Annotated in this window: 22 protein-coding genes and 1 tRNA gene; 16 read left to right on the forward strand and 7 right to left on the reverse strand. The window is 73.4% G+C overall.

Annotation, left to right across the window (positions count from 1 at the left end):
- Positions 1–52: 52 nt before the first annotated feature.
- Positions 53–892, forward strand: coding sequence for a hypothetical protein (locus FHG10_RS02375; protein ID WP_152351714.1), 840 nt, complete (start codon positions 53–55; stop codon positions 890–892).
- 36 nt (positions 893–928) lie between these two features.
- Here FHG10_RS02375 and FHG10_RS02380 read toward each other — a convergent pair.
- Positions 929–1,004: transfer RNA gene (locus FHG10_RS02380), tRNA-Arg, on the reverse strand.
- 69 nt (positions 1,005–1,073) lie between these two features.
- Between FHG10_RS02380 and FHG10_RS02385 the strand changes: the two genes are divergently transcribed.
- A complete protein-coding gene (locus FHG10_RS02385) occupies positions 1,074–1,880 on the forward strand; it encodes a nitrilase-related carbon-nitrogen hydrolase (RefSeq protein ID WP_193636169.1) in 807 nt (268 codons plus the stop codon).
- Between the two features lie 125 nt (positions 1,881–2,005).
- Here the strand turns inward: FHG10_RS02385 and FHG10_RS02390 are convergent, their stop codons facing one another.
- The gene (locus FHG10_RS02390; protein ID WP_152351716.1) at positions 2,006–2,182 is read right to left on the reverse strand and encodes an Rv0909 family putative TA system antitoxin; all 177 of its coding nucleotides are present in this window, start codon (positions 2,180–2,182) and stop codon (positions 2,006–2,008) included.
- A gap of 161 nt (positions 2,183–2,343) precedes the next feature.
- On the opposite strand from FHG10_RS02390, the gene FHG10_RS02395 reads away from it, so the two are divergent.
- The 3 genes from FHG10_RS02395 (at position 2,344) to FHG10_RS02405 (ending at position 8,479) form a co-directional block, all read left to right on the forward strand.
- Positions 2,344–3,180, forward strand: a complete 837-nt coding sequence (locus FHG10_RS02395; protein WP_152351717.1) for a DeoR/GlpR family DNA-binding transcription regulator — start codon at positions 2,344–2,346, stop codon at positions 3,178–3,180.
- A gap of 191 nt (positions 3,181–3,371) precedes the next feature.
- A complete protein-coding gene (locus FHG10_RS02400) occupies positions 3,372–8,222 on the forward strand; it encodes a hypothetical protein (protein ID WP_152351718.1) in 4,851 nt (1,616 codons plus the stop codon).
- Positions 8,219–8,479, forward strand: a complete 261-nt coding sequence (locus tag FHG10_RS02405; RefSeq protein ID WP_152351719.1) for a hypothetical protein — start codon at positions 8,219–8,221, stop codon at positions 8,477–8,479. Before FHG10_RS02400 ends, FHG10_RS02405 begins: the two co-directional genes overlap by 4 nt.
- A gap of 22 nt (positions 8,480–8,501) precedes the next feature.
- Here FHG10_RS02405 and FHG10_RS02410 read toward each other — a convergent pair whose 3' ends face one another.
- Positions 8,502–9,071 carry an NUDIX hydrolase gene (locus FHG10_RS02410; protein WP_152351720.1) on the reverse strand — a complete coding sequence of 190 codons (570 nt, stop codon included), beginning with the start codon at positions 9,069–9,071 and terminating at the stop codon, positions 8,502–8,504.
- Positions 9,072–9,163: 92 nt separating this feature from the next.
- Here FHG10_RS02410 and proC point away from each other — a divergent pair, with 92 nt between their 5' ends.
- Positions 9,164–10,036, forward strand: a complete 873-nt coding sequence (gene proC / locus FHG10_RS02415) for a pyrroline-5-carboxylate reductase (protein ID WP_152351721.1) — start codon at positions 9,164–9,166, stop codon at positions 10,034–10,036.
- Positions 10,037–10,105: 69 nt separating this feature from the next.
- On the opposite strand, the gene FHG10_RS02420 is transcribed toward proC, so the two are convergent.
- Both FHG10_RS02420 and FHG10_RS02425 read right to left on the reverse strand, forming a co-directional pair.
- Positions 10,106–10,771 carry a potassium channel family protein gene (locus FHG10_RS02420; protein ID WP_152351722.1) on the reverse strand — a complete coding sequence of 222 codons (666 nt, stop codon included), beginning with the start codon at positions 10,769–10,771 and terminating at the stop codon, positions 10,106–10,108.
- Positions 10,772–10,910: 139 nt separating this feature from the next.
- Entirely contained in the window at positions 10,911–12,329 is a 1,419-nt protein-coding gene (locus FHG10_RS02425; RefSeq protein WP_152351723.1) for a TrkH family potassium uptake protein, read from the reverse strand.
- 181 nt (positions 12,330–12,510) lie between these two features.
- Between FHG10_RS02425 and FHG10_RS02430 the strand changes: the two genes are divergently transcribed.
- From FHG10_RS02430 to FHG10_RS02445, 4 genes are all read left to right on the forward strand, one after another.
- Positions 12,511–13,773: an acetoin utilization protein AcuC gene (locus tag FHG10_RS02430; RefSeq protein ID WP_152351724.1), complete on the forward strand. Its 1,263-nt coding sequence runs from the start codon at positions 12,511–12,513 to the stop codon at positions 13,771–13,773.
- Between the two features lie 36 nt (positions 13,774–13,809).
- A complete protein-coding gene (locus FHG10_RS02435) occupies positions 13,810–15,642 on the forward strand; it encodes a dynamin family protein (RefSeq protein WP_152351725.1) in 1,833 nt (610 codons plus the stop codon).
- On the forward strand, positions 15,639–17,423 hold the full coding sequence (locus FHG10_RS02440; RefSeq protein WP_152351726.1) for a GTPase: 1,785 nt from the start codon (positions 15,639–15,641) through the stop codon (positions 17,421–17,423). The genes FHG10_RS02435 and FHG10_RS02440 overlap by 4 nt, the downstream gene beginning before the upstream one ends.
- A 161-nt stretch (positions 17,424–17,584) precedes the next feature.
- Positions 17,585–17,683, forward strand: a complete 99-nt coding sequence (locus tag FHG10_RS02445) for a 30S ribosomal protein bS22 (protein WP_109274628.1) — start codon at positions 17,585–17,587, stop codon at positions 17,681–17,683.
- 143 nt (positions 17,684–17,826) lie between these two features.
- On the opposite strand, the gene FHG10_RS02450 is transcribed toward FHG10_RS02445, so the two are convergent.
- The gene (locus FHG10_RS02450; RefSeq protein WP_152351727.1) at positions 17,827–18,141 is read right to left on the reverse strand and encodes a glutaredoxin family protein; all 315 of its coding nucleotides are present in this window, start codon (positions 18,139–18,141) and stop codon (positions 17,827–17,829) included.
- Positions 18,142–18,655: 514 nt separating this feature from the next.
- On the reverse strand, positions 18,656–19,198 hold the full coding sequence (locus tag FHG10_RS02455) for a YceI family protein (RefSeq protein ID WP_152351728.1): 543 nt from the start codon (positions 19,196–19,198) through the stop codon (positions 18,656–18,658).
- Between the two features lie 106 nt (positions 19,199–19,304).
- Between FHG10_RS02455 and FHG10_RS02460 the strand changes: the two genes are divergently transcribed.
- The 6 genes from FHG10_RS02460 to ccsB all read left to right on the forward strand — a co-directional run bounded on the left by FHG10_RS02460 (position 19,305) and on the right by ccsB (position 25,100).
- Complete coding sequence (locus FHG10_RS02460; RefSeq protein ID WP_152351729.1) at positions 19,305–19,925, forward strand: MarR family winged helix-turn-helix transcriptional regulator; 621 nt, start codon at positions 19,305–19,307, stop codon at positions 19,923–19,925.
- Between the two features lie 118 nt (positions 19,926–20,043).
- Positions 20,044–20,691 (forward strand): histidine phosphatase family protein, encoded by a 648-nt coding sequence (locus FHG10_RS02465; protein ID WP_152351730.1) that lies wholly within the window; start codon positions 20,044–20,046, stop codon positions 20,689–20,691.
- Positions 20,688–21,305, forward strand: coding sequence for a TlpA family protein disulfide reductase (locus FHG10_RS02470; protein WP_152351731.1), 618 nt, complete (start codon positions 20,688–20,690; stop codon positions 21,303–21,305). The genes FHG10_RS02465 and FHG10_RS02470 overlap by 4 nt, the downstream gene beginning before the upstream one ends.
- Complete coding sequence (locus tag FHG10_RS02475; RefSeq protein ID WP_193636170.1) at positions 21,302–22,108, forward strand: cytochrome c biogenesis CcdA family protein; 807 nt, start codon at positions 21,302–21,304, stop codon at positions 22,106–22,108. Before FHG10_RS02470 ends, FHG10_RS02475 begins: the two co-directional genes overlap by 4 nt.
- The gene (gene resB, locus FHG10_RS02480; protein ID WP_227487985.1) at positions 22,108–23,982 is read left to right on the forward strand and encodes a cytochrome c biogenesis protein ResB; all 1,875 of its coding nucleotides are present in this window, start codon (positions 22,108–22,110) and stop codon (positions 23,980–23,982) included. The genes FHG10_RS02475 and resB overlap by 1 nt, the downstream gene beginning before the upstream one ends.
- On the forward strand, positions 23,979–25,100 hold the full coding sequence (ccsB, locus tag FHG10_RS02485; RefSeq protein ID WP_152351732.1) for a c-type cytochrome biogenesis protein CcsB: 1,122 nt from the start codon (positions 23,979–23,981) through the stop codon (positions 25,098–25,100). Before resB ends, ccsB begins: the two co-directional genes overlap by 4 nt.
- The last annotated feature ends 177 nt before the right edge of the window (positions 25,101–25,277 follow it).

A 25,277-nucleotide genomic window follows, 5' to 3' on the forward strand; every position in this document is an offset into this window, starting at 1 on the left:
CCTTGCGCGGTGCCTGACCGCACGCCCGAACATCCCCGGAGGAGGCCATGAGATGAGCGCACTGCGACAGACGGCGAGCGTCCTGCTGCTCGTCCTCGCCGCCGTGGTCGGCGCGAGCTGGCTGCCGGGCAGCTGGCTGCAGCAGCACGTGGTCGACCGCGACGGCTTCCTCGAGATCGCCGAGCCGCTCGGCGAGGACGCCTCGACCCAGCACGCGCTCACCGATGCCGCGGTCGACGAGCTGCTCTCGAGCGACGTGATCCCGTCCTCGGTGCGCGGCACGGTCGCGCCCTACGCCAAGGAGCAGGCGGCGTCCTTCACGACCACGTCGGCCTACCAGGAGATGTGGGACGACTCGATGGACTCGGTGCACGAGGGGCTCTTCGCCTCCGGCGACAGCCCGATCGAGGTCGACCTCTCGCCCGCCGTCGACTCGCTCATGGATCCGATCGAGGAGAAGCTGCCCTTCGGCATCACCCTGCCCCGGCCAGACCATCCCACGGTCACCCTCACCACGATCCCCGACCTGCCTGCCCTGCGCGCGGCCGCGCAGGTGCTCCCGTACGCGTCCTGGGCGCTGCCGGTGATGATCGTGCTGATGGTGCTCGCGCTGCTCGTCGCCGACCGCAGGCGGGCCGCCCTGCTGGGCGCCGGGATCGCGACCCTCGTGGCGGGCGCGATCGGTCTGCTGCTCGCCGCGGGCATCGGAGCTCTCGTGCCTGCGTCGGTCGACGGCGCGGGTTTCCTGGGCCCGATCGTGCAGGGCTTCGAGGCCCGCTTCAGCGCCGACATCGCGCCGCGCGCGACCGTGATGACCGGCGTCGGCGCGGGGATCATCGTGGTGGGTGCGGTGCTCCTCGCCGTGGTGCGCAGGCCAGCGCGGCGCCGGTGATCCGCGGCCGACGACAGGACTGACCTGGTGTTTCTCTGGTGCCCCCGGCGCGATTCGAACGCGCGACACCCGCTTTAGGAGAGCGGTGCTCTATCCCCTGAGCTACGGGGGCGGAACCGCCGACCATCCTACGGTACGGAGGGCCCGGGACCTCCGCCCGGGCGCATGGCAGGATCGAAGCGTGAGCACCTCCACGCTGACCGCCGCCCTCGCCCAGTACGCCGTCGATGAGGAACCCCCGCGCGCGACCGAGCGCGCCGTGCGCGCCCTCGACGAGGCGGCAGCGGCCGGGGCACGGCTCGTGGTGCTCCCCGAGGCTGCGCTCGCCCCCTTCGGCACAGACCTGCCCGCCGCCGCGCGCGAGCACGCCCGCGCCTTCGACGAGGCGATCACCGCGAGCGCGGAGCGGCATGACCTGGTGGCCGTCGCCGGGTCCTTCACCCTCGCCGCCGACGGCCGCGTGCACAACACGGTGATCGTCCGGGGACGCGACCTGCGCGCGGACTACCGCAAGATCCACCTCTACGACGCCTTCGGCGCTCGCGAGTCCGAGACCATCGCTCCGGGGGCCGGACTCGTCTCCATCGACGTCGACGGGATCCATGTGGGCCTCGCGACCTGCTACGACATCCGCTTCCCCGAGCAGTTCGTGGCGCTCGCCCGAGCAGGCGCGCAGGTGGTCGTCGTGCCCATGGCATGGGGAGCGGGGGAGGGGAAGGCCGAGCAGCTGAGGGTGCTGCAGCGCGCACGGGCGCTGGACTCGACGAGCGTGTTGCTGGCCGCGGACCAGGTGCCCGCTCCCGGCTGGAGCGGGAGGGCGGCGCGCGGCGTGGGCGGCAGCGTCGCCGTCTCACCGCTCGGCGCGGTGATCGCGGCGGCGGGCGCGGACGAGGAGCTGCTCGTCGTCGAGGTCGATGCCGAGGCCGTGACCGAGGCGCGGTCCGCACTGCCCGTGCTCGCCGACCGGCCGGAGCTCCAGACGCCCTGAGATCGGGGCCTTCCCCGCATCGGCACGCCCTCGCGCCGGTGCTCCGCCCCCGCACATGCGAACGGCGCCGGACCCGAAGGTCCGGCGCCGCTTCGACGGCTCATCGGCCGTGGGAGGTACTCGGATCAGAGGTTGCCGAGCCCGTCCTTCGCCTTGTCGCCGGCATCGCCGATGGCGCCGTCGAACTGATCGGGAGCGGCATCCTGCGCCTTCTCCGAGGCGCCGTCGATGCCCTCGCCGATCTTGTCCTTGTTGTCGGATGCGACATCCTTGGCCTTGTCGAAAGCGTCGTTGAGACCCATGGGGAACTCCTCTCGTTCGGCGTCGCGCTCCGGTCGGAGCGACAGCAACAGGCTAGGAGCCGCACCGGCCGACGTGCCAGAAATCGCCCGAACACACCGCTCATCTGACGGTCCGTGAGCATTTGGCGCGCATTCCTGCCATTCGCAGGCATGATTGGTGCATGGAATCGATCGAACCGCGCGCGGCAGCAGTCGCTTCGTCACCGCCCAAGGACAAGAGCGGGCGCTGGGATCGTGTGCTCGCGATGCTGGCGACCCATCGCAGCCTGAGCGTCACCGAAGTGGCCCGCGAGCTGGGGATCAGCGAGTCCACCGTGCGCCGCGACTTCGTCGAGATGGAGCGCGCCCAGCTCGCGCGCCGCACGCACGGGGGCATCGTCGCGATCGACGTCGCCTACTCGCTCGCGACCACACCGCGCGAGAAGGACGTCGCGTCCGCCGACCGCGAGCGGGTGGCCGCTCTCGCCGCGGAGATGATCCGTCCCGGTCAGATCGTCGGCTTCAACGGCGGGCGCTCCACCACGAGCACGGCTCGGCGGGCCGTCTCCCGCCCGGATCTCGACGCGAAGGACGGCACGCCCGGGCTCACCGTGGTCTGCGCGGCCCTGAACATCGCGACCGAGGCCGTGCTGCGCCCCGCAGTGCGCACCGTCGTGCTCGGCGGCGTCGCCGAGCCGTACTCCTTCGAGCTCACCGGGCCGCTCGCGACCGCGACGATGCGCGACCTGTGGCTGGACACCATGTTCGTGGGCATGATCGGTCTCGACATCGACGCCGGGCTCACCTGCAACTCCGACGCCGAAGCGGGCGTGACCCGCACGATGATCGGGCATTCGCGGCGCGTCGTCGGCCTCGCCACGGCCGACAAGTTCGGTCTGCGCGCGCTCGCGGGCATCTGCCCGGTCGCTGCGCTCACCGACCTCGTGATCGCCGGCGAGGTCCCGGGTGAGCTCCGCGAGCACCTCGCCGAGCACGAGGTGCGCCTGCACGAGGCCTGAGGGGGCGCTCGAGGTCCGCCGGAGGACGCCAGAGGTCCGCCGGAGGTCGCCGGAGGACGTCCGTGTGCGACCGGGCCGTCAGGGCCGAGGGGCCCGCGCGAGCGGGGTGTGACGCGCCCGGCGCGACCTGCGTCGCCGCGCACGGCACGCCTCCGCGTCACCATGGTGTCCGGCCGGTAGCGTGGGGTTCCATGTGGAGACTGCTGCGTGGGAAGAAGCGCACCGAGGAGCAGGAGAGCGCACCGGGCGCGCCGGGCGAGACGACCTCGTCCCGCGAGGACGCCGGTCCCGCCGCCTCGGCCGCCCGCACCGGGGCCGCGAGCAGGCGCGGTCGCTCCGCCGCGAGTGCTGCGAGCGCCGGCAGTGCGGTGAGCGCGAACGCCTCCGACGGCGCCGAGGGCTTCGCCTTCTCCGTCGACCACCGGCTGGATCCGGCCGGCGCCGACATCGCGCCCCTCCAGGACGAGGATGCCCTGCCGCGCCGCCGGGTGGACGACCGCCCGCTGAGCCGCGCCGACCGTGTCGGCAGCGCCCTGGACCGTTGGACCCTGCAGATCGCCGGCACCCGCGCCGAGCCCTCCTTCCTCACCCGCATGCGCGCGGGCGAGCACGTGCTGGACCTGACGCACTCCCATCCCTCCGGCCTCGCCCAGCTCCTTGCCGGCCGCGGCCCCACCCGCCTGTCCTCCCTGGTCCGCGAGGTCGGAGCGCTCGCAGACGCTCGCGCCGAGGCGCGGGCGATCCGCGAGATCGCCGAGCGCCAGGCCGAGGAGATCGGTCTGTCCACCTGCCATCTCGGCATCGGCGAGGCGACCTGGGTCCCCGAGGACGGCGGCGAGCCCTTCCACGCGCCCGTGCTGGTGCGGCCCATCACCCTTCGCCTGCGCGGCAGCGCCCGCGAGGACGTCGATCTGGACCTCGATGCGACCGTGGACGTGAACCCGATCCTGCTGCGCGCCCTGCGCGAGGCCGGCATCGCCGTGGACGCCCGCGCCCTCCTCGCGACCACCGAGGGCCCCTACGGCTTCGACCCGACACCCGTGATCGATGCCTTCAAGTCGCTCGGCCAGCCGCTGCCCGGCTTCCGCGTCGCCCAGGCGCTCGTGGTCGGCAACCTCATGGACGCCGCCGGTCAGCTCGTCGACGACCTGCGCACCGACCCCGCCGACTGGGCGGACAGCGACCTCGTCGCCGCCCTCGCCGGCGATCCCGAGGCCCGCACGGCACTCGCCCCGTCGGCCGATGCCGCGTCGTCTGCCGGGCCGGGCGCCGCGCCGGCGGACGCTCACGCAGCCCCCGGAGGTCCGCGAGGCACCGCAGGGGAGAGCGCACACGAGCCCTCCGCCCCCGACGAGTCCGAGATGGTCACCTCGCTGCCCCCGGATCGGATGCGCGTGCTCGCGCACGTCCTGGACGGCGGCCACCTCGCGGTGAGCACGCCGCCCGGCACCGACCCCATCGACCTCGTCGTCGACCTCGCCGCCGAGGCGAATGCGCGCGGCCGCAGCGTGCTCGTGGTCTCCCAGCGACGCGCGAACCTCGCGCACATCGCCGCCCTCGCCCGCGAGCGCGGCCTCGAGGACCTCGTGTTCGACCTCTCGCCGGACCCGTCCCTGCAGCGCAACGCCTCGGCCTCGCTGCTGCACAGCCTGCGTCGCGCCGGCTCGTTCTCCTCACCGGTCTCCACCGCCGAGCCCGAGGAGCTCGCCGAGGCGCGCAGCATCCTCACCGGGCACGTCGAGGCCATGCACCGCGTCCAGCAGCCCTGGAACGCCTCCGCGCACGACGCCCTCTCTGCGCTCGCCGCCCTCACCCGCATGCGCCCCGCGCCCCGCACGGAGGTGCGGCTGGGCGCGGATGTCGCCGCGACGATGGTCGGCGAGGACCGGGAGCGCGGAGCGGAGTCGCTGCGCGAGGCGGCACGTCTGGGCGTGCTGTCCATCGGACCCGAGGACACCGCCTGGTACGGCGCGCCCATCACCACCGACACGCAGGCGGAGCGCGCACTCGCCCTCGTCGAGCGTCTGCGCGAGAAGCAGCTCCCGCAGCTCCGGCGCGCGATCGAGCGCACCGGCGGCGAGGTCGGCCTCGCCCCTGCGCGCACCCTCGAGGCGCTGATCGCCCGCCTGCAGCTGCTCTCGAAGGTCCGCGGGGCGCTCTCCGTGTTCCAGGGCGCCGTGTTCGCAGCCCCGCTGGACGACCTCATCGCCGCGACCGCCACCAAGGACTGGCGGCGCGAGCACGGCGTGGTCATGTCGTTCACGACCCGTCGGCGCCTGCGCAAGGAGGCCGCCGCGCTGCAGCGCCCCGCCTCGCTCGCTCCCGACCTGCACGAGGCGCTGCGGACCGTGCGCGCCGTGCGCGAGGAGTGGAGGGCGGCCGACGGCGGCAGCGGCTCCGCCCCGTCCGTCCCCGAGAAGCTGGAGAACTGCGCGCAGACCGCGGAGTCCATGCAGGCCCTGTGCGACGAGCTCGCCGTGCTGCTGGAGGGCACGCCCGCCGGCGGGGCTCTCGCCCGCACGGATGTTGACGAGCTCGCCGAACGGGCCGACGCCCTGTTCGCCGACCGCGACGACCTCGCCGAGCTGCCGCGCCGCACCACCCTGCTGCGCTCGCTCGCGGCCGACGGCCTGGGCGACCTCGTCGAGGACCTGCGTGCGCGCGGCGTCCGCGAGAGGCACGTCGCCGCGGAGCTCGACCTCGCCTGGTGGCAGAGCGTCCTCGAGCTCATCGCCCGCGCCGAGCCCACCATCTCCCAGTACGACGGGACGGGACTCTCACAGGTCGCCGAGCGGTTCCGGCGCCTGGACGCCCAGCACATGGAGCGCGCCTCCTACCGGGTGCGCGGCGCCTCCGACGATCGCCTCGTCTCCACGATGATGTCCTTCCCCGACACCTCGCGCGCGGCGATCGCCGAGCTCGCCCGCTCCTCGACGGTCTCGGTGCGCGACCTCGCCGCGAAGTACGAGGACATCCTGTTCGCCGCGCGCCCCACCTGGCTCGCCTCCCCGTACCTGGTCCCGCAGGTGGTTCCGCGCGGACGCCACTTCGACACGGTCATCGTCGCCGACGGCGGACGCCTCCCGACCGCGGCCGCGATGCCCGCGATCGCCCGGGCCGACCAGGTCATCGTCCTGGGGGACGTGCTCGACCACGCCGAGGTCGAGGGGCCCGTCCTCCTCGACGACATGCTGCAGGTCGCCCCGCACATCGCCCTCCACCGCGATCCGCGGCCCGCCGGGTCCGTGCTGCGCGCCTTCGCCCAGCGCCGGTCGCTCGTGGGCGAGGTCGTCTCCACGCCCAGCCCGTCGGCCCCCGACCCGGACCGCCTGGTCGTCGTCGAGAACGGCCGCGGCGCCGTGCCCACCGGCACCGAGGTCGTCGAGAGCACGGAGGCCGAGCTGCGCCGCGTCACCGACCTCGTCATCGAGCACGCCCGGCACCGCCCCGAGCTCTCGCTCGCGGTCTTCACGCTGACGGCGGAGCACGCCCGCAAGGTCATGGAACGCATCATGCACACCGTCTCCGTGGTGCCCGGCCTGCGCGAGTTCTTCGATGCGGCCAGCCGCGAGTACTTCACGGTGCTGCCCGCCTCCCGCGCCTCCGGCGTGGTGCGCGACGAGGTGATCGTCTCCCTCGGCTTCGGCAAGACCCCCCACGGTCGGCTGCTGCACAGATTCGGTCCGCTCTCCGCGCCCGACGGACGCAAGGCGCTCGCCACCGTGCTCACGCGCTCCCGCGGACGCACCACGGTGGTCTCCGCCTTCGACGTCGAGGACCTCGACCCCTCCCGTCTGAAGTCCGAGGGCGCCCGTGACCTGCGCGCCATGCTCACCGTGCTCCGCGGCGGGGCCGACGCGGCGCTCGAGGCCACGGAGGCCAGCGGGACTCCGGCAGCCCCGACCGGCACCTCGCCGGCCGCACCGGCCTCCGCGTCCTCGGCCGCTTCGGCGAACCCGCCCGCGTCGGCCGCGGAGGAGGCCACGAGCTCCGTCGACGCCCAGATCGAGGCTGCGCTCGCCGCCGCCGACGCCCAGGACGAGTCGGCCACCCCGGACGACGGCGGGACCGACGTCGACCCCGTCGACTCCGAGTCCGCGGCCGCGGTCTCGGCCTCAGAGACCGACGGCGCGTCCGACGAGGAGCTCGCGCAGGGTTCGGTGGAGGCGGAGGCCGAGGCCCCCGCGGACGCGGACAGCGCCGACGCGGCCGCCTCGCACGACGACTCCGTCGACCGCTCCGACGTCGCCGGCGAGAAGGCCGACGGGCGCGGCGCGGATGCCCAGGAGGCCGAGGCACGGGACGCTGCTGACCACAGCCCTGCGGCATCGGACGACGGTGCGCAGCATGACGCCGAGACGGACGAGTCCGAGCAGGACGGCCCCGAGCAGGACGGCCCCGCGCGGGACGAGCCCGACCAGGACGAGCCCGTCGCCCACGTCCTCGAGACCAACGCCCTGGTCAACGACCTGGCGGACCGCCTCTGGCGACTCGGCCTCGTGGTCGACACGGACTTCGGGGTGACCTCGGACCGGATCGACCTCGCGCTGGGGCACCCGGACCTTCCCGGTCGCTACCTGCTCGCTGTCGACACGGACGGCGAGAGGTACGTCGCGACCGCGAGCCAGCGCGAGCGCGACCGGCTGCGGGCCGAGCGCCTCGAGGCCTCGGGCTGGGCGACCGAGCGCGTGTGGTCGTGGGCGCTGTTCATCGACCCCGACGGCGAGGCGGAGCGCATCCGCCGCGGCGTCGAGAGGGCTCTCATGCTCTACCGGGAGGAGGCCGAGCAGGCCGCGCTCGAGGGAGCCGGCGGCGCCCGCCACCGTCTGCCCCGGCCGCAGATCCCCGCAGGCCATCCGCTCGAGTTCTACGCGAGCGAGGACTTCGACTCGGTCGTCGAGTACATCGCCTCCGACGGCCGCGCCCGCCTCGAGGACCACCTGGCCGCGGAGGTCCGCAGCTTCCTCGGCTTCACCCAGCGCTCCGTGCTCCTCGACGTCTCCGTCAGCAGCGCGATCCGCCGCTTCCAGGAGAGGCAGTGACCGAGGGGGCGCACGGCGCGGGCCGCAGGTCGGGCCGCGTCGTGATCTCCTCCCTCACCGGGAAGCCCATCCCCTGGGACGATGGGGACCGGACGGGCGGTGCGCGCGGCGCCGGCGCTCGCGCACCGCACCGTGGTGACGAGCCCCGGGTGATCCCCGATCGCGCCTCCGAGGACGCGCCGGAGGCGGGTGAGCGCTCCGGCCACGATGCCGAGATCCTCCGCGACGTGCCGCCGCACTGGGGCACCGGGGCCTGAGCCGCGGTTCCCGAGCCGAGGCTCAGCTCAGGGTGCCCGGGCGTGCGCTGCCGCCGGCCCCGCTCCCGTCGTTCCAACTTTTCCCGCCCGACTCCCCGCCGTCGTCCCCGCGCGCGAGGATCGTGCGCAGCACGCGCGCCTGACCGGGCCGGGCAGTGCGCACGGCCTGCTCGGGAGCGAGCAGCGCGGCGCGGCAGATCTCCCGCGCCTGCAGGACGTCCTGGCCCGGGGCCTCGTCGACGTCGATCGACCCGCGCAGCCAGATCTCCACGCGATGGCGCTGCCCGCCGACCACGTCGACCACGCGCAGATCCGTGGCCCGCAGCCCCGACTCCTCACGCAGCTCCCGTGCCGCGGCGGCCTGCGGGGTCTCTCCGGGCTGCATGTGCCCCGAGGGCACGCCCCAGCGGCCGTCCTCCCAGAAGCGGTGCTCGAACAGCAGCACACGTCCGTCGGCCGCGCGCAGCACCGCGCACACGCTGACCAGGAATCGTGGCTGGCTGAGACGCACGGCGCACCACACGACCTTGCGGCGCACGGGGCCCGGGAGGGCGTCGAGCACCGCAGAGAGCTGTCGCAGGGGCAGGGGCATGCTGCGCAGTGTACGGGCGCCGGTCGAGGAGGGGCGAGGCGCGGTATGGTCGCCGATCGGGCATGTCGGATCCGGCCCCTAGAGTGGGAGGCATGACGGATCAGACGAGCCCCGAGACCACCTCTGCCACCCGGAACGCCGCCTCCGACGGGACGCCCGATCTCGCCGCCGTGACGGTGAGCGTGCTGGGCGCCGGCAACATGGGCGGCGCGTTCGTGCGGGCGATGCTCGCCGCGGGCGTCGCGCCGCGGAACCTGCGCGTCGTGAACTCCTCGGACGCCTCCTCCCGCCGTGCGGCCGACGAGCTCGGCGCCACCGCCGGGTCCGTGTCGGACCTGACCGGGTCCGACGTCGTCGTGCTCGGCGTGAAGCCCTACCAGCTCGACGCCGTGATGCCCGAGGTGCGCTCCGCGCTCGCCGAGGACACCCTGGTCATCTGCCTCGCGGCCGGCACCAGCCTCGCCGCGCTCACCGAGGCGCTGGGCGGGCACACGCAGCTCGTGCGCGCGATGCCCAATACCCCGATGTCCGTGGGGGAGGGCGTCACCCACCTCATGGCGTCGGAGAGCACGACCGAGTCCTCGGTCGGGCTGGCCCGCGCGCTGCTCGCGGCCGCGGGGATCGTCGTGGACCTGCCCGAGGAGAAGGGACACGCGATGATCGGCGCCGCGGGCAGCGCGAGCGCCTTCGTGTTCACCGTCGTCGACGCGATGATCGACGAGGCCGTGCGCCAGGGGATCCCGCGCCCGGAGGCCACGCGCGTAGTGCTCCAGACCGTGCGCGGCGCCGCGACCCTGCTGCAGGAGACCGGGCAGCACCCGGCCGTCGCGCGCGGCGCGGTGATGAGCCCCGGCGGCACCACCGCGGAGGGCGTCGCGGCGCTCGAGCGCGGCGGCATCCGCCCGGCGCTCGCCGGGGCCATGGACGCGGCGGCGCGCAAGTCCCGCGCCATGTCGGGGGAGTGACCCGGGCGGGCGGCTCGTTCGTCTCGAATCGGGCCGCCCGCCCGTCTCGAATCGGGCGGCCCGCCCGTCTCAGGGCCGGTTGGAGAAGCGCTCGATGAGCTCGGTGTGCCCGGAGACGATCAGCAGATCGTGCTGGGAGACCTTGGTGTCCGGGCCGGCGTAGGTGAAGTCGCGGCCGGGCGACTTCACGCCGACCACGGTCACGCCGTACTTCGCGCGGATGTCGGACTCCTGCAGGGTGAAGCCCATGATCTCCTGCGGGGGACGCATCTTCACGATCGCGAAGCCGTCGTCGAACTCGATGAAGTCGATGAGGCGTCCGTTGACCAGGTGCGCGACCCTCTGCCCGGCGTCCTTCTCGGGGAAGACCACGTGGTGGGCGCCGATGCGCTCGAGGATCTTGCCGTGCGGCACGCTGATCGCCTTGGCCCAGATCACGGGCTTGCCCAGGTCCACGAGGTTCGCGGTGATCAGCACGCTCGCCTCGAGCGAAGTGCCCACGCCCACCACCGCGACGGAGAAGTCGGCCGCGCCCACCTGGGCGAGGGCCTCCATCTGCGTGCCGTCGGCCTCGACCACATGGGTGAGGCGACCCGAGTACTCCTGCACGAGATCCTCGCGCGTGTCCATCGCGAGCACGTTCGTGCCGAGCTCCTCGAGGGTCAGGGCCAGGGAGGCTCCGAAGCGGCCCAGGCCCACGACCAGGGCTCCGCTGCTGCCACGGGGACGGGCCACGATGTCTCCTCACATGCGGACGGCAGGACGGCGCCGGAGCGCCGCGAACAGTCTAGAGCGCTGCGCAGTGGTCGTTATGGACGTTCAGAACGACCAGTGCGCAGCACTCACGGCGCGGCCCACCGGCGCGCCGGCGGTATCAGCCGACGATGGGGCGCTCGCCGGGCAGGCGCACCACGCGCGAGCGCGAGCGCAGTGCGAGGGCGGCGCCGAGCGTCATCGGCCCGATCCTGCCCAGGTACATGCACACGATGAGGATGTAGGTCGCGGCGTCGCCCAGGTGCGGGGTGATGCCCGTGGACAGCCCCACGGTGCCGAAGGCGGAGAGCACCTCGAAGAGCACCTGGTCCAGGCTGAACGGGGTGAGCTGCAGGGTCAGGAACGTCGCGATGAACACCACCGAGGCGCTCATGACGAGCACGCCGATCGCCTGGCGGATGGTCTCCTGAGGGATCCGTCGGCCGAACACCTCGACGTCGCGGTCGCCCCGCGCCTCGGCGACGATCGAGAGCGCGAGCAGCGCGAACGTCGTCACCTTGATGCCGCCGCCCGTCGACCCGGAGCCGCCGCCGATGAACATGAGCAGGTCCGTGAACAGGCGCGTCTCGGGTTCGAGGGAGGCGATGTCGAGCGTGGAGAAGCCGCCCGAGCGCGGCATCACCGAGGCGAACAGGGAGGCCAGCACCTTCGAGCCGAAGCCCTCGCGACCCAGCGTGTGCGGGTTCGACCACTCCATCGCGAGGTAGCCGAGCATGCCGGCGACCAGCAGGATCCCCGAGGTCGCGAGGGTGAGCTTCGCGTGCAGGGTCCAGTGGTGGGGGGTGCGCCACCTCTTGACCAGCACGAGCACCACGGGGAAGCCGAGCGAGCCCATGAACACGGCCGTCGAGATCGGGATCGAGAAGAACGGGTCGCCCAAGTACTGGGAGATCCCGCCGGGATCGGGCACGAAGCCCGCGTTGTTGAAGGCGCTGATCGCGTAGAAGGCGCCGTAGAAGACCGAGGTGCCGGTGCCGTGCTCGGTCGCGATCATGTACGGCACGAGCGCGAGGAAGGTGAGGACCTCGAAGGCCGTCGAGGTGATGACGATCGTGCGCAGCACGCTGCCCACCTCCGCCAGCTGCTCGGCGCGGGTCTCGCGCGCCGTGATGATCCTCTGGGCCAGCCCCATCGAGCGCATCACCGACAGCCCCAGCAGCGAGGCGAGGGTGAGCACGCCCAACCCGCCGATCTTCATCGCGACCATGAGGACCACGAGCCCGAAGGTCGACCAGTGCGCGGCGGTGTCGACCGTCGTCAGCCCGGTCACGCAGATGGCGGAGACCGCCGTGAACACGGCGTCGCGGAAGCCGGTGGCCTGGCCGTCGGACGCGGCGAGCGGTGACATCAGCAGCAGCGTGACCAGGCCGATCATCGCGGTGAACACGGTCAGCGCGAGGCGGGCGGGGGAGGTCCTCGCGGCCGTGACGAGCGCGGTGCTCGAGAACTCGCGGATGCGCTGCCAGAGCGAGATCGCGGACAGGTCCGTGCGCCCGTCCTCGTCCCGGCCCTCGCTCATCCGGCTGCTCCTCGTCCTGGGTCTCGGTCCTGCGTCTCGTGCCCGTCGCGTGCGCGCCGTGCGACCAGCGGCGCCGGGGGTCCGCGGACCCCGGGACCGCCCGCCGCGCAGGCGCTGATCCGTCGCGCAGTCTACGTCGGCGATGCGTTCGTCCGGCCCCGCACTGGGTACGCTCGAACGCATGGTCTCCGCCCCCCATGGCTCGCCCGCCCCCCATGGCTCCTCCGGCGCCGGTGTCGTCTGGGATGACGCCCTCCTCGCCTACGACTTCGGCCCCTACCACCCGATGTCGCCCGTGCGCCTCGAGCTGACGAGGCTGCTCGCGGAGACCAGCGGACTGCTCGCGCGCTCCGGGGTGCGGACACTGCCCGCCCCCGTCGCCTCCGACGCGGAGCTGCTGCGCGTGCACACCCCGGAGTTCCTGGCCGCCGTGCGCCGCGCGTCGGCGCCCGGGGCGGGAAGGGACGGCGGGGACGATGCGCTCATCGGCTTCGGCATCGGGGGCGACGACGTCCCCGCCTTCGAGGGCATGCACACCGCGAGCGCCCGCATCGTCGGCGGCTCGATCGCGGCGGTCGACGCGATCCGCGCCGGCGAGGTCGACCGGGCCGTGAACTTCGCGGGCGGCATGCACCATGCGCGCGCCTCCCAGGCCGCCGGGTTCTGCGTGTACAACGACGCGGCGATCGCGATCGCCCACGCGCTGGACGCGGGGGAGGAGCGCATCCTCTATGTCGACCTCGACGTCCACCACGGCGACGGCGTCGAGCGCGCCCTGTGGGACGAGCCGCGCGCCGTCACCCTCTCGATCCACGAGAGCGGCGAGCACCTCTATCCGGGCACCGGCTTCGTCCAGGACACGGGCGGTGCGGGCGCCCTGGGCAGTGCGATCAACGTCCCGCTGCCGCCGCGCACCGACGCGGACGGGTGGGTGCGCGCGATCGGCGCGACCGTGCCCGCCCTCGCCCGCGCCGTCCGCCCGACGCTCCTGGTCACCCAGCACGGCGCCGACAGCCACCGCAAGGATCCGCTCGCCGACGTCCGCGCGACCCTCGAGGCCCAGCGCGCCGCGATGATCCTCATGCGCGAGGTGGCGGAGGAGTCCGCGGGCGGGCGCTGGCTCGCCCTCGGCGGCGGCGGGTACGCCGTCACCGACGTGGTCCCGCGCTCCTGGACGCACCTGGTCGCCGTGGTCACCGGGGAGCCGCTCCCGGAGGAGGGCGAGGTCCCCGAGGCGTACCGCCGCGCCGTCCCCGAGGTGCTGCGCGCCCACGGCCTCCTCGACCCCGACGCCCCGCCCGAGATGGGATTCGGGGAACTCCGCCCCCTGGACGTGCGCGACTGGTCGCTGGGCTTCGATCCGGCCGACGACCTCGACCGCGCCGTCCAGGCCGCGCGCCGCACCGCCTTCCCCGAATGGGGACTGGACCCGTTCCTCGACTGAGGGCCGTCGCGGCGCGGCGACTGCCAGAATGGCCGCATGACCACTCGACCTCCGGCGGACGACCAGGTGGGGCCCGGGTCGGACGCCACGCGGGTGCTCGATGACCTCGCCGCGGATCTCGACGGCGTCCGGCTCGGCTTCGAGGCGCCCGGCGCCGTGCAGACCCGCAGCGCCGTGACGGCCGCCTCCCGCCAGCTCGCCGACCACCTCCTGCCGCGCCTGCAGTCCGTCGACGCGCCGCTGCTCGTGGTCGTCGGCGGCTCGACGGGCGCCGGCAAGTCGACGCTCCTGAACGCCCTCGCCGGCCGACCCGTCACCCGCGCCGGCGCCATCCGCCCCACGACCAGGCGGCCCGTGCTGCTGCACCACTCGGAGGACGCGCCCTGGTTCGAGGGCACGCGGATCCTGCCCGGCCTCGCCCGCGTCCGCGGAGGAGCGGGCACCGGGGCTCTGACGGCCGGATCCGAGGACGAGCCCTCGCGCGAGCTCGAGCTGCGCCCCCTCGCCGAGATCCCGCGCGGCCTCGCCCTGCTCGACGCGCCCGACATCGACTCGATCGCCGCGGGCAACCGCGAGCTGGCCCGGCAGCTGCTGCGGGCCGCCGACCTCTGGCTGTTCGTCACCACCGCCAACCGCTACGCCGACGCGGTCCCGTGGGAGGTGCTGCGCACGGCCGTCGAGGCCGACGCCACGGTCGCCGTGGTCATGAACCGCATCCCCGAGCGTCCCGGCATCGCCGAGGAGCTCGAGACCGATCTGCGGGCGATGCTGGAGGATCGCGGGCTCGAGCCCGCCCGGCTCTTCCTCGTCCCGGAGTCGTCGCTCTCGGCCGACGGGATGCTCGACCACGCCCGCGTCGGCGAGATCGACGCCTGGCTGCACGCGCTCGCCGCCGACCAGGGCGCACGCGGCGCGATCGCCCGGCGCACCCTCGCCGGCGCCCTCGACTCCCTGGACGGGACACTGCAGGACGTCGCCGCCGGCGTCGAGGAGCAGCAGGCGATCCGCGAGGAGCTCGCGGGGGCGGTCGACGACGCGTTCGCGGACGTCGCCCGGCGCATCGGGGAGGCCGTGGGCGACGGGTCCCTGCTGCGCGGCGAGGTCCTCGCGCGCTGGCAGGAGGTCGTGGGCACCGGTGAGATCATCCGCTCGCTGGAGAGCCTCGTCGGGCGCGTGCGCGACCGCCTGGGACGGGCGCTGCGCGGCGTGGGGAGGCCCGCGGTCGCGGCCCAGGACGCCCTCGAGACCGGCCTCGTCCACGTGGTGGTCGACGAGACCGCGCACGGCGCCGAGCAGGTGGAACAGGCCTGGCGCTCGCTCCCCGCGGGACGTCCGCTCGTCGAGGGCGCGGACCTCGCCCGCATGGAGCCCGGCTACGAGCAGCAGGTCGCCCGGGCCGTCCGCGAGTGGCAGGGGGACGTGCTCGAGCTCGTGCGCAGCGAGGGCGGCGACCGTCGCACGAAGGCTCGCATCCTGTCCCTCGGCGTGAACGCCGTGGGCGTGGCGCTCATGGTCGTCGTCTTCGCCTCCACGGCCTTCATCCCCACCGGGCTGGAGGTCGGAACGGGCGCTGCGACCGCGATCGTCGGCCAGAAGCTGCTCGAGACGATCTTCGGCGAGGACGCCGTGCGGAGACTGGCCCGCGTGGCCCGCGAGAGCCTCGTCGCACGGCTCGAGGGCCTCGTCGCCGAACGCGCCGAGCCCTTCCGCGCGCGCCTGGAGGCCGTGCCCGAGGGCACGGACCCGGATGCCCTGCGTGATGACGCGCGCGGGGCGGCGGCGCTCGCCGCCGACATCAGGGCCCAGGCCGAGCAGGCGACGGGGGAGCGGACGGCGCACGAGCCCTCGACGGGGGAGGATCCCGCATGAGCCCGCTCACCTCCCGCGCCTCGCGCGGCGCCCGCACCGGCTCCGCGGAGTCCCTCGCGACCCTGGCGGAGCGCCGGGACGCGCTCGTGCGGGCCCGCGATGACCTCGAGGGCATCGCCCCGTCGGACGCCCTCGCCGCGACGGGGGACATGCTCGAGAGGCTCGACGCGCGCACCGCGCTCTCGGCCGAGCACACCGTCATCGGCTTCTTCGGCGCGACCGGATCCGGCAAGTCGTCACTGATGAACACCCTGGTGGGTCGGGAGATCTCGCCGGCGGCGGTGCGTCGCCCGACGACGCGCGACCCCCACGCGGCGGTGCTCGACCCCGCCGGAGCCGACGCTCTCCTGGACTGGCTGGAGGTCGCCGACCGCCACGAGGTGCACGATGGTCCGCTGCACGACGCGCTCGTGCGGGCGGCTGCAGGCGGAGCCCGGCCCGCCGCCGGGACCGGGTCCGACGCCGGCATGGTGCTGCTGGATCTGCCCGACCTCGACTCCGTCCAGGATTCCCACCGCGCGATCGCCGAGCGCATGACCGGCATGGTCGACGTGCTCGTGTGGGTGACCGACCCGCAGAAGTACGCCGATCGCGTGCTGCACCGCGACTTCGTCGAGCCCTTCGCAGGACACGACGCCGTGACCCTCGTGCTGCTCAACCAGATCGACACCGTGCGCGAGGAGGAGCGCGAGAGCGTCCGTGCATCCCTCGAGCAGATCGTGCGCCGGGACGGACTCGAGCATGCGCCGGTCCTCGCGGTGTCCGCCGAGACCGGCGCGGGACTCGCGGACGTCCGCTCCCGCTTCGCCGCCGTCGCCCACGCCCGCGAGGCGATCGCCGTGCGGCGGCGCGCGGACCTGCGGGAGGCGGCCCTGGAGCTGCGCGGAGCCGCGGATCCCTCGGGCCTGCCCGCCCGGATCCCGTCGGCCGCCGAGCGCGAGCTCGAGGACGCGCTCGGCGCCGCGGCCCGCATCGATCCCGTGGCCGAGGCCGTGGGGAAGGCCTACCGGCATCGCGCCGACGCGCGCAGCGGCTGGCCCGTCGTGCGCTGGCTCCGGCGCGTGCGCCCGGACCCCCTGGCACGGCTGCACCTCGGGGCCGGGGGAGGGGGAGCCGGGCGGGCCGCACCTGGCGCGCGCGGATCTCGCGGGCCGCGCGGCGGCGAGCCCGCAGAGGCACGGTCCTCGCTGCCCGCGCCCGACGCGGCGACGTCGGCCCGTGCCTCCGAGGGGCTGCGCGGGTTCGCCGACGCCGTCAGCCGCGACGGCTCCGATCCCTGGCGCGCGGCCGTGCGCCGCTCCGCGCGCTCACGCGAGGACGAGCTCCCGGACGCCCTCGACCAGGCAGTGGTCGGCGCGGACCTCTCGCGCCGCACCCGCGGCTGGTGGTGGCCCGTCCTCGACGTGCTGCAGTGGCTCGCGATGGCCGCCTGGGTGGTGGGCCTGGGCTGGCTCGTGCTGAACGCGATCCTCGCGTTCTTCCAGGTCCCGGCTCCGCCGATGCCGATGGTCCGCGAGCTGTGGGTGCCGATCCCCCTGCCGACGGCGCTCATCGTGCTGGGCGTGGGGGCAGGGATCCTGCTGGCCGTGCTCGGCGGGGTGCTCGCCGGCCTCGTCTCGCGCCTCCACGCCGCCCGTGCGCGCCGTCTGCTGCGGGCCCGTGTACGCCGGGTCGCCGCCGAACTCGTCGTCGGCCCCGTGCAGAGCACGCTGGGAGCGGCCCGCAGATCTGCGACGGATCTCGCAGCAGCGAGCGGGGACGCACCCCCTCGGCGCGTGTAGAGTGGGGCGTCGACTGTGGCACGGGCCCTGGACTCGTGGTGCTCACGCGTGGGCGCCGCATCCCGCCCCCGGGAGCGGGGAGCACCGCCTGTGGGCCGGGCCTCGTGCAGTCCGCTCTCCGTCCGAGACCGCAGGCATCCGCCTGCAGAACAGGGGTCCCCATGGGTTCCGTGATCAAGAAGCGTCGCAAGCGCATGTCGAAGAAGAAGCACCGCAAGCTGCTTCGTCGCACGCGCCACCAGCGCCGCAACAAGAAGTGATCTGCGCGCCCCCAGGGCGCGACCGCATGCGGGCCCAGCGGCTCGTGCGGTGATCACTGCACGAGGGCCCCGCCGGATCTCCGGCGGGGCCCTCGTGCGTTCCGGGGCGTGGGGCGTGCCGGGGTCAGCGGCTCGCGTCGGGCTCAGCGACCCAGGATCCTCTTCCACCAGGGCCGACGGGCGAGGGCCGAACGCAGGGACGGTGCATCGACCTGGTACCGGGCCTGCACGGCGCCGTCCACGACGATCACCGGCACGTGCTCGTTCCAGTCGCGCCGCAGCTCCGGGTCCTCGTCGATGTCGCGGATCTCCACCACCGTCCCCGCGCGGTCCGCCTCGGCACGGACGACGGGCAGTGCCACATCGCACAGATGGCAGCCGGGGCGGGTGAGGTACAGGACCCGCGCATCCGGGTCGTCGGTGCGCGGCGGGCGGGGGAGATCGGCGGGGAGGGTCACCCGCCCAGGGTAGAGCGTTCGTGGCGGTGTCGGATCCGCGCGACCGGGGAGTCCGTCGGCCGGAGCGGGGTCGGCTGGCGAGGGGGACCCGAGGTGGGAGCTCGAACGTGCCCGCCGACGGACGGCTGGGGATCGGCGGACAGCTCGCCCTGTCGCGGAAGGGCCTATAGCGGCAGCTCGTGCCACATATCGCAGCGATGTCGCACCCGCGCCGCTCCGTGACGTCGACTGGGGCTCATCCGGCCCGGTGTGGAGCCCGTGGCGAGCTGGCCATCCCTCGTGGACCGGCCGTCCCTGGCGAGCCCGCCCGTATCCCCGCGCCGGCGTCGACCATCCCGATGGTCCGCGCCCCGGCCGATGCGCGTGGCGGGGACTCTTCGCAGGTATCGGGTGCAGCGAAGGGCCGTCCACCGGGTGGTGGGCGGCCCTTCGGGAACGGTGATCAGGAGCTCGGTCGATCAGGCGTCGGGCCGATCGACCGCACGGCCTCGCGGCTGCGGGGCCGTCGAGCTGGTCACGCGGAGGCGGGAGCGGTGAACTCGACCTCGAGGGTGATCTTGACCTCGTCGGCCACCAGCACGCCGCCGGCCTCGAGCGCGGCGTTCCAGGTGAGCCCGAAGTCCTTGCGGGAGATCTTGGTGGAGGCGGTGAAGCCCGCGCGGTACTGGCCGAAGGGGTCGGTCGCAGCGCCCTCGTAGTCGTAGTCGAGCGTGATGGACTTGGTGACGCCGCTGATGGTCAGGTCGCCCACGATCTCGTCGTCGCTCACGGAGGTCGAGGCGAAGGTGATCTCCGGGTTGGTCTCGGCATCGAAGAAGTCGCCCGAGCGCAGGTGGTTGTCGCGGTCCTCGTTGCCGGTCGAGATCGAGGCGGTCTTCAGGGTCGCCTCGAAGCGGCTGGACTCGAGGTCGGCACCCGCGACGAAGGAGCCCGAGACGTCCGCGAAGTGGCCGCGCACCTTCGAGATGCCCGCGTGGCGGATCGTGAAGCCGGCGTTGGTGTGGGAGGCGTCGAGGGTCCAGGTGCCCTGGGAGATGCCATCGGGGAGAGCAGTCATCGTGTGCCGTCCTTCTTTCCTTGAATGTTGCACGAACTCTGTGCTTGAAAGGTAAACTATGATGGAGCCCGGGCGCAAGGCCCCAGGTGCAGAGAAGGAGCATGTGATGTCGACCACCGAGGATACGCGGGATCCGCAGCGTGGGGCGGGGGAGCCGGGAACCTCGTCCGCAGGCGGCGGGATCCCGAGCGGGAAGGCCGCGGAGCCGGACACGGGGAGCGCGGAGCCGCGGACCGGGGTGCACTGGCTCAGCCACGACGAGCAGCAGGCCTGGCGCACGTTCCTCTACGGCGTGAACCTGCTGATGGAGAACATCTCGACGGCGCTCGAGCAGGATCCGCGCTTCGACCTCTCCCTCGACGAGTACGAGATCCTCGTGCGGCTCTCGGAGGCGCCCGGGGGGCGGATCCGGATGTCGGGCCTGGCCGACCAGGTCGTGCATTCGCGATCGCGTCTGACGCACACGGTGGCCCGCCTCGAGAAGCGCGGCATCCTCGAGCGGGTCCGCTGCTCGGGCGACGGCCGCGGCCGCGAGGCGGTGCTCACCGAGGCAGGCGCCGAGCTGCTGCGCCAGGCGGCGCCTGTGCACGTGGCCTCCGTGCGAGAGCGTCTGCTCGACGCCGTGGGGACCGAGGACCTGCTGGAACTGGGCCGGATCATGGCCGCCACCATCCCCGAGGGCGCCCCCGTGACCCTGGGCACCGTCCCATCCGACGTCAAGGATTGATTGGTACCTTGAGGCGGTTCGCCACTCGTCGCGGGCCCGGCTCCGATCTGCGCATCGTCGGCCGCCCCGAGTGTCGATCCGGCCCACACCCTCGGTTCCCGCGGAGGTCCCCGCGCCCATGAGCACGACCGTCATCCACCTGGTCCGTCACGGAGAGGTGCACAACCCCGAGAAGATCCTCTACGGGAGGCTGCCGGGGTACCGCCTGTCCGAGCGCGGCCAGAAGATGGCGCAGCTCGCCGCGGATCACCTCGCCCCGCGCGATGTGCGCGCCGTCTGGGCCTCCCCGCTGCTGCGGGCCCAGCAGACCGCCGCGCCGATCGCCGCCGTCCACGGGCTCCCCGTCGCCCAGGACGTGCGGCTCATCGAATCCGGCAACCACTTCGAGGGCCAGCGCATGGGGCACGGCGAGGCCCGCTTCTCGGACCCGCGCAACTGGCGCTGGTTCGCCAATCCCTTCCGTCCGTCCTGGGGTGAGCCCTACCGCGACCAGGCGGCACGCGTGATCAGCGCCGTCCAGTCGGCCCGCGCCGAGGTCGAGGGCCACGAGGCCGTCCTCGTGCTGCACCAGCTGCCGATCTGGGTCACGAGGCTCTCCGCCGAGGGCAAGCCCCTCTTCCACGACCCGCGGCGTCGGCAGTGCCGGCTGTGCTCGGTGACGAGCCTGCGGTTCGTCGGCCCCCATCTCGCGGGCATCGACTACGCCGAGCCGGCCGCCGAGCTCTACATGGGCGCGGTCGACGCCACCGGGGGCAAGCTCGCATGAACGCCCTCCCCAGCGCCCGCCCCGTCGGCCGACGCGCCCTGTTCGGCGCCGCCGGGCTCGGCGCCGGTGCCCTGCTGCTCGCGGCCTGCGGCTCGGACACCTCCTCGCGCTACGGCGACAGCGGCGGCGACGGCGAGAACGGCTTCGTCTCCGGCGACGGCGTGACCACCGAGATCGACCCCGAGGACCGCACCGACCCCGTCGACTTCAGCGGCACCACCTACGAGGGCAAGGCCTTCGCGAGCGCCGACGAGCTGGGCTCGATCCTCGTCCTGAACATCTGGTACGCCTCGTGCGCCCCGTGCCGCAAGGAGGCGCCGGACCTCGTCGAGATCGCCGACGACTACGCCGCCGAGGGCGTGGAGTTCGTCGGCATCAACGTGCGCGACGAGAAGGGCCCGGCCATCGCCTTCCAGAAGAAGTACAAGATCCCCTACTCGTCGCTGCCGGACCTGGATTCCAAGATCCTCTACGCGCTGCGCGGGCAGGTCTCTCCCAACGCCGTCCCCTCGACGCTCGTGCTCGATACGGAGGGCAGGGTCGCGGCGCGCATCTCGGGCGCCGCCGATCCCTCGATCCTGCGCTCGATGATCGACACCGTCGTGGCCGAATGAGCGCGATGGACATCGGACAGGTCTTCTCCACGACGATCCTCTCGGGCTCTCTCTGGGTGGCGCTCGCGGTGGCCGCGGCCGCGGGGATCGTCGCCTTCGTCTCCCCGTGCGTGCTGCCCGTGGTCCCCGGCTACCTCGGGTACGTCTCGGGTCTCGCGGGCCAGGGGTCCGGCGGCGCCGCGCGCGGCGCGTCCGGCGGCGCGCGCGGTCGGGGCGGAGTCCGCGGCTCGTCCCGGATGGCGCTCGGGGCGGTGCTGTTCGTGCTCGGCTTCGCCGCCGTGTTCGTCGTGCTCGGCGGCTTCGTCGGCGCGCTCGGGCACGTCCTGCAGTCCCATGTCGTGTGGGTCAACCGGATCTCCGGCGTCCTCGTGATCGCCATGGGACTGCTGTTCCTGGGGCTGTTCCCCTCGCTGTCGGGGGAGAGGCGCCTGCACAGCCGGCCCGACGCGGGTCTGCTCGGGGCCCCGCTGATGGGCATCGTCTTCGGGTTCTCGTGGACCCCCTGCATCGGCCCGACCTACGCGGCCGTGGTCGCCCTCTCCCTGGACGGAGCGTCCCCGCTGCGCGGGGCCCTGCTCGCCCTCGCCTATTCCCTGGGTCTCGGCATTCCCTTCGTGCTGTTCGCGCTGCTCTTCCAGCGCGCGCTCGGCGCGAGCCGCGCCCTCGCCCGCCACCGTCGGACCATCTCCGTGGTCAGCGGCGCCCTGCTGATCGCGATCGGCGTGCTGCTGCTGACGGGGACCTGGACGCAGTGGATGGCGCAGCTGCAGACCCTCATCGGCGGATACGAGACGGTGGTGTGATGACCCAGGAGGACCGCAGGGCGCGCAAGGCGCGGCGCCGGGCGCAGAGCCGGGAGCCGAAGAACGCGGACGCGAAGGCCCCGCGCTCGGAGCGGGCCCGCCGGGCCCAGGATGAGCAGAAGGACCAGATGGGCACGGCGAGCACCCGTGACCGTCGGGTCGCGCCCGAGGCCCGCGATCTGCGCCAGTCCGGGAGATCGGGCACGGCGGGCGCCTCGCTGCCCAAGCTCGGCGTGCGCGGGACGCTGCTGTTCCTGTGGCGACAGCTCACGAGCATGCAGACCGCCCTGTTCCTGCTCCTCCTGCTCGCGATCGCCGCCGTGCCGGGCTCGCTGTACCCGCAGCGCAACGTCGACGCCTCCAAGACGGAGCAGTACATCTCCGAGCACGGCTCGTGGGCGAAGTTCCTCGACGCGCTGGGCTTCTTCGACGTGTTCTCCTCGGTGTGGTTCTCCGCGATCTACCTGCTGCTGTTCGTCTCCCTGGTGGGCTGCGTGATCCCGCGTCTGGGCGTGCACCTGCGCCAGATCCGCTCGCGCCCTCCCCGCACGCCCACGCGCCTGCGTCGCTTCGCCGGGTTCACGCGCGTCGAGCTCCCGGGGGCCGACGTCGAGGCCGTCACCGCCCGCGCGGCGAAGGCCCTCAAGCGCTCCCGCTACCGCACCGACGTGCTCGAGGAGAAGGGCGGGGCGCGCTCGGTGACCTCCGAGCGCGGGTACCTGCGCGAGACCGGCAACCTCCTCTTCCACGTGGCCCTGCTGGGCGTTCTGGTCGGCGTGGCCGCCGGCGGGCTCTTCCAGTACCGCGGCCAGATCACCGTGGTCGAGGGGGAGGGGTTCTCGAACTCCCTGGCCGAGTACGACTCCTTCGAGCAGGGCGCCTGGTACGACTCCTCGAAGCTGCCGTCGTTCCGCTTCACCCTCGACGACTTCCGCGCCGAGTACGACACCAGTTCCAACGCGCACCGCTTCGGACAGCCCAAGAAGTTCGAGGCCGACGTCACCGTCGACGACCCGGACAAGGCCGACGAGTACTCCAAGACGCTGCGCGTGAACCAGCCGCTGCACGTCCAGGGCACCACGATGTACCTCCTGGGCAACGGGTACGCCCCCGAGGTCACCGTGAAGGACCCCGAGGGGAACGTCGTCGCCGAGGGCCCCATCATCACGATCCCCTCGGGCGACACCGGGTACACCTCGCAGCTGGTGATCAAGGCGCCCGACGCCCAGCCGAAGCAGATGGCCGTCGTCGGCTTCTTCCTGCCCACCGGCGTCATCGACGAGAAGGGCCCGCACTCGGAGTTCCCGGGACTCGTGAACCCGCAGCTGGCCCTCACCGTCTACAACGGCGACCTGGGTCTGGACGACGGCGTGCCGAAGAACGCCTACCAGGTGGACGTCAGCAGCCTCACGCCGGTGGCCGACTCCGACGGCAACCAGTCGCTCGTGAGCCTGACCCCGGGGGAGTCGCAGACGCTCGCCGACGGCTCCTCGATCTCCTTCGACGGCGTCAAGCGCTACGCCGCCTTCGACATCAAGCGCGACCCGTTCCAGGTGTTCACCCTGGTCATGGCGCTGAGCGCGGTGCTGGGCCTGGTGCTCTCGCTGTTCGTCCCGCGCCGGCGCGTGTGGGTGCGCGCGGTGCCGTCGGCCCACGGCGCGGTCCTGGAGGTGGCGGGACTGGCCCGCAGCGACGATGATCGACTCGTGGAGGACGTGCGCGCGCTCGCCGAGCGCCTCGCGGACTCCCCCTCCCCGGCGGCGGAACCGTCGTCATCCGATTCCTCGTCCTCTGATTCCCCGAGGCCCGCGCCCCAGACCCCGGAGACCGATTCCTCGCAGTCCAAGCCCTCGCACGAAGGACCCCTCCAGTGATCGACCAGCAGCTCGCGGAGCTCTCGAACCTCCTGATCATCGTCACGATCGTCCTGTACGTCCTGGCCCTCATCGGCTTCGGCGCGGACCTCTCGGGCGTCACCCAGCGGCGCAGCGACGAGAAGCTCGAGAAGCAGAAGCGCGAGGGCGAAGGAGCCCGCGCCGAGCTCGCGGCCGTCGGCGCGAGCGCCGGGACGGCCGCGGGAGCCGGCGGCGGACTCGTCGGGTCGACCGCCGCCGGGAAGACCCCTGCCCGGACGGCCCCCACCGGGAAGGGATCGGCCGCGCTGGGCTCGACCGGCGCCGCGACCTCGGGCAACGCGCTGGGTGCGCGCGGCTTCGGCTACGTCATGGCCTCGATCGGGGCCGTCCTGCACATCACCGCGATGGTGCTGCGGGGCGTGGCGACCTGGCGGGTGCCGTGGGGCAACATGTACGAGTTCTCGATGACCTCGAGCGCGCTGATCGTCGCGCTGTTCGTGATCATCTCGATCCGCCGCAAGGACCTGCGTCTGCTCGGCACCCTCGTGATGCTCCCGGTGCTCGTGCTGATGCTGATCGCCCAGACGGCGTGGATCCTGCCCGCCTCCGACCTCACCCCGAGCCTGCAGAACTCGCACTGGCTGATCGTGCACATCGGCGTCGCCATCATCGCGACCGCGCTCTCGGGCCTCGGCGCGATCGTCGCCGCCCTCCAGCTGCTCTCGACCCGCACCCGGAAGGTGCGCGCCGCCCGCGAGGCGGCCGACCGCCCGCTGGGGCGCTTCTGGGGCCCGGTCTCGGCGCTCACCGAGCGCATCCCCGGCCCGGAGGCCCTCGAGGCGCTCTGCTTCCGCCTGCACTCCCTCGCCTTCGTGTGCTGGACCTTCACCCTGATCTTCGGGGCGGTCTGGGCCAACGAGGCCTGGGGCCGCTACTGGAACTGGGACCCCAAGGAGGTGTGGACCTTCGTGATCTGGGTGGTCTACGCCTGCTACCTGCACGCCCGCGCCACCCGCGGCTTCCGCGGCAACAAGGCGGCCTGGTTCGCCCTCGCCGGCTTCGCCTGCGTCATCATCAACTACACGGTCGTGAACCTGGTGATCAACGGCCTGCACTCCTACTCCGGCCTCGGCTGATCCGGGTTGAAGCCAGCATCCCGTGGGCTCGACCATCCGCGCTGGCTCCTCTCCGGTGCGCCCGAGCCGCACGGTTCGTGACCGGATCGTGCCCGGAACCCCTCCGCCGACCCATGGCGGGGCCACCGATCTCCCCTATGCTGATCACACTGGGTTACTGACCAGTAATCACGTCGG

Source organism: Brachybacterium subflavum (assembly GCF_009299795.1).
Taxonomy (GTDB): domain Bacteria; phylum Actinomycetota; class Actinomycetes; order Actinomycetales; family Dermabacteraceae; genus Brachybacterium; species Brachybacterium subflavum.

What these genes read in the sequence shown, in the direction of transcription:
- FHG10_RS02440 (WP_152351726.1), top strand. Translation starts at nt 15,639, where the DNA reads ATGAGCCCGCTCACCTCCCGCGCCTCGCGCGGCGCCCGCACCGGCTCC.
- resB (WP_227487985.1), top strand. Translation starts at nt 22,108, where the DNA reads ATGACCCAGGAGGACCGCAGGGCGCGCAAGGCGCGGCGCCGGGCGCAG.
- FHG10_RS02400 (WP_152351718.1), top strand. Translation starts at nt 3,372, where the DNA reads ATGTGGAGACTGCTGCGTGGGAAGAAGCGCACCGAGGAGCAGGAGAGC.
- FHG10_RS02375 (WP_152351714.1), top strand. Translation starts at nt 53, where the DNA reads ATGAGCGCACTGCGACAGACGGCGAGCGTCCTGCTGCTCGTCCTCGCC.
- FHG10_RS02455 (WP_152351728.1), bottom strand. Translation starts at nt 19,198, where the DNA reads ATGACTGCTCTCCCCGATGGCATCTCCCAGGGCACCTGGACCCTCGAC.
- FHG10_RS02410 (WP_152351720.1), bottom strand. Translation starts at nt 9,071, where the DNA reads ATGCCCCTGCCCCTGCGACAGCTCTCTGCGGTGCTCGACGCCCTCCCG.
- FHG10_RS02470 (WP_152351731.1), top strand. Translation starts at nt 20,688, where the DNA reads ATGAACGCCCTCCCCAGCGCCCGCCCCGTCGGCCGACGCGCCCTGTTC.
- FHG10_RS02435 (WP_152351725.1), top strand. Translation starts at nt 13,810, where the DNA reads ATGACCACTCGACCTCCGGCGGACGACCAGGTGGGGCCCGGGTCGGAC.
- FHG10_RS02425 (WP_152351723.1), bottom strand. Translation starts at nt 12,329, where the DNA reads ATGAGCGAGGGCCGGGACGAGGACGGGCGCACGGACCTGTCCGCGATC.
- FHG10_RS02395 (WP_152351717.1), top strand. Translation starts at nt 2,344, where the DNA reads ATGGAATCGATCGAACCGCGCGCGGCAGCAGTCGCTTCGTCACCGCCC.
- FHG10_RS02445 (WP_109274628.1), top strand. Translation starts at nt 17,585, where the DNA reads ATGGGTTCCGTGATCAAGAAGCGTCGCAAGCGCATGTCGAAGAAGAAG.
- proC (WP_152351721.1), top strand. Translation starts at nt 9,164, where the DNA reads ATGACGGATCAGACGAGCCCCGAGACCACCTCTGCCACCCGGAACGCC.
- FHG10_RS02430 (WP_152351724.1), top strand. Translation starts at nt 12,511, where the DNA reads ATGGTCTCCGCCCCCCATGGCTCGCCCGCCCCCCATGGCTCCTCCGGC.
- FHG10_RS02460 (WP_152351729.1), top strand. Translation starts at nt 19,305, where the DNA reads ATGTCGACCACCGAGGATACGCGGGATCCGCAGCGTGGGGCGGGGGAG.
- FHG10_RS02390 (WP_152351716.1), bottom strand. Translation starts at nt 2,182, where the DNA reads ATGGGTCTCAACGACGCTTTCGACAAGGCCAAGGATGTCGCATCCGAC.
- FHG10_RS02475 (WP_193636170.1), top strand. Translation starts at nt 21,302, where the DNA reads ATGAGCGCGATGGACATCGGACAGGTCTTCTCCACGACGATCCTCTCG.
- FHG10_RS02465 (WP_152351730.1), top strand. Translation starts at nt 20,044, where the DNA reads ATGAGCACGACCGTCATCCACCTGGTCCGTCACGGAGAGGTGCACAAC.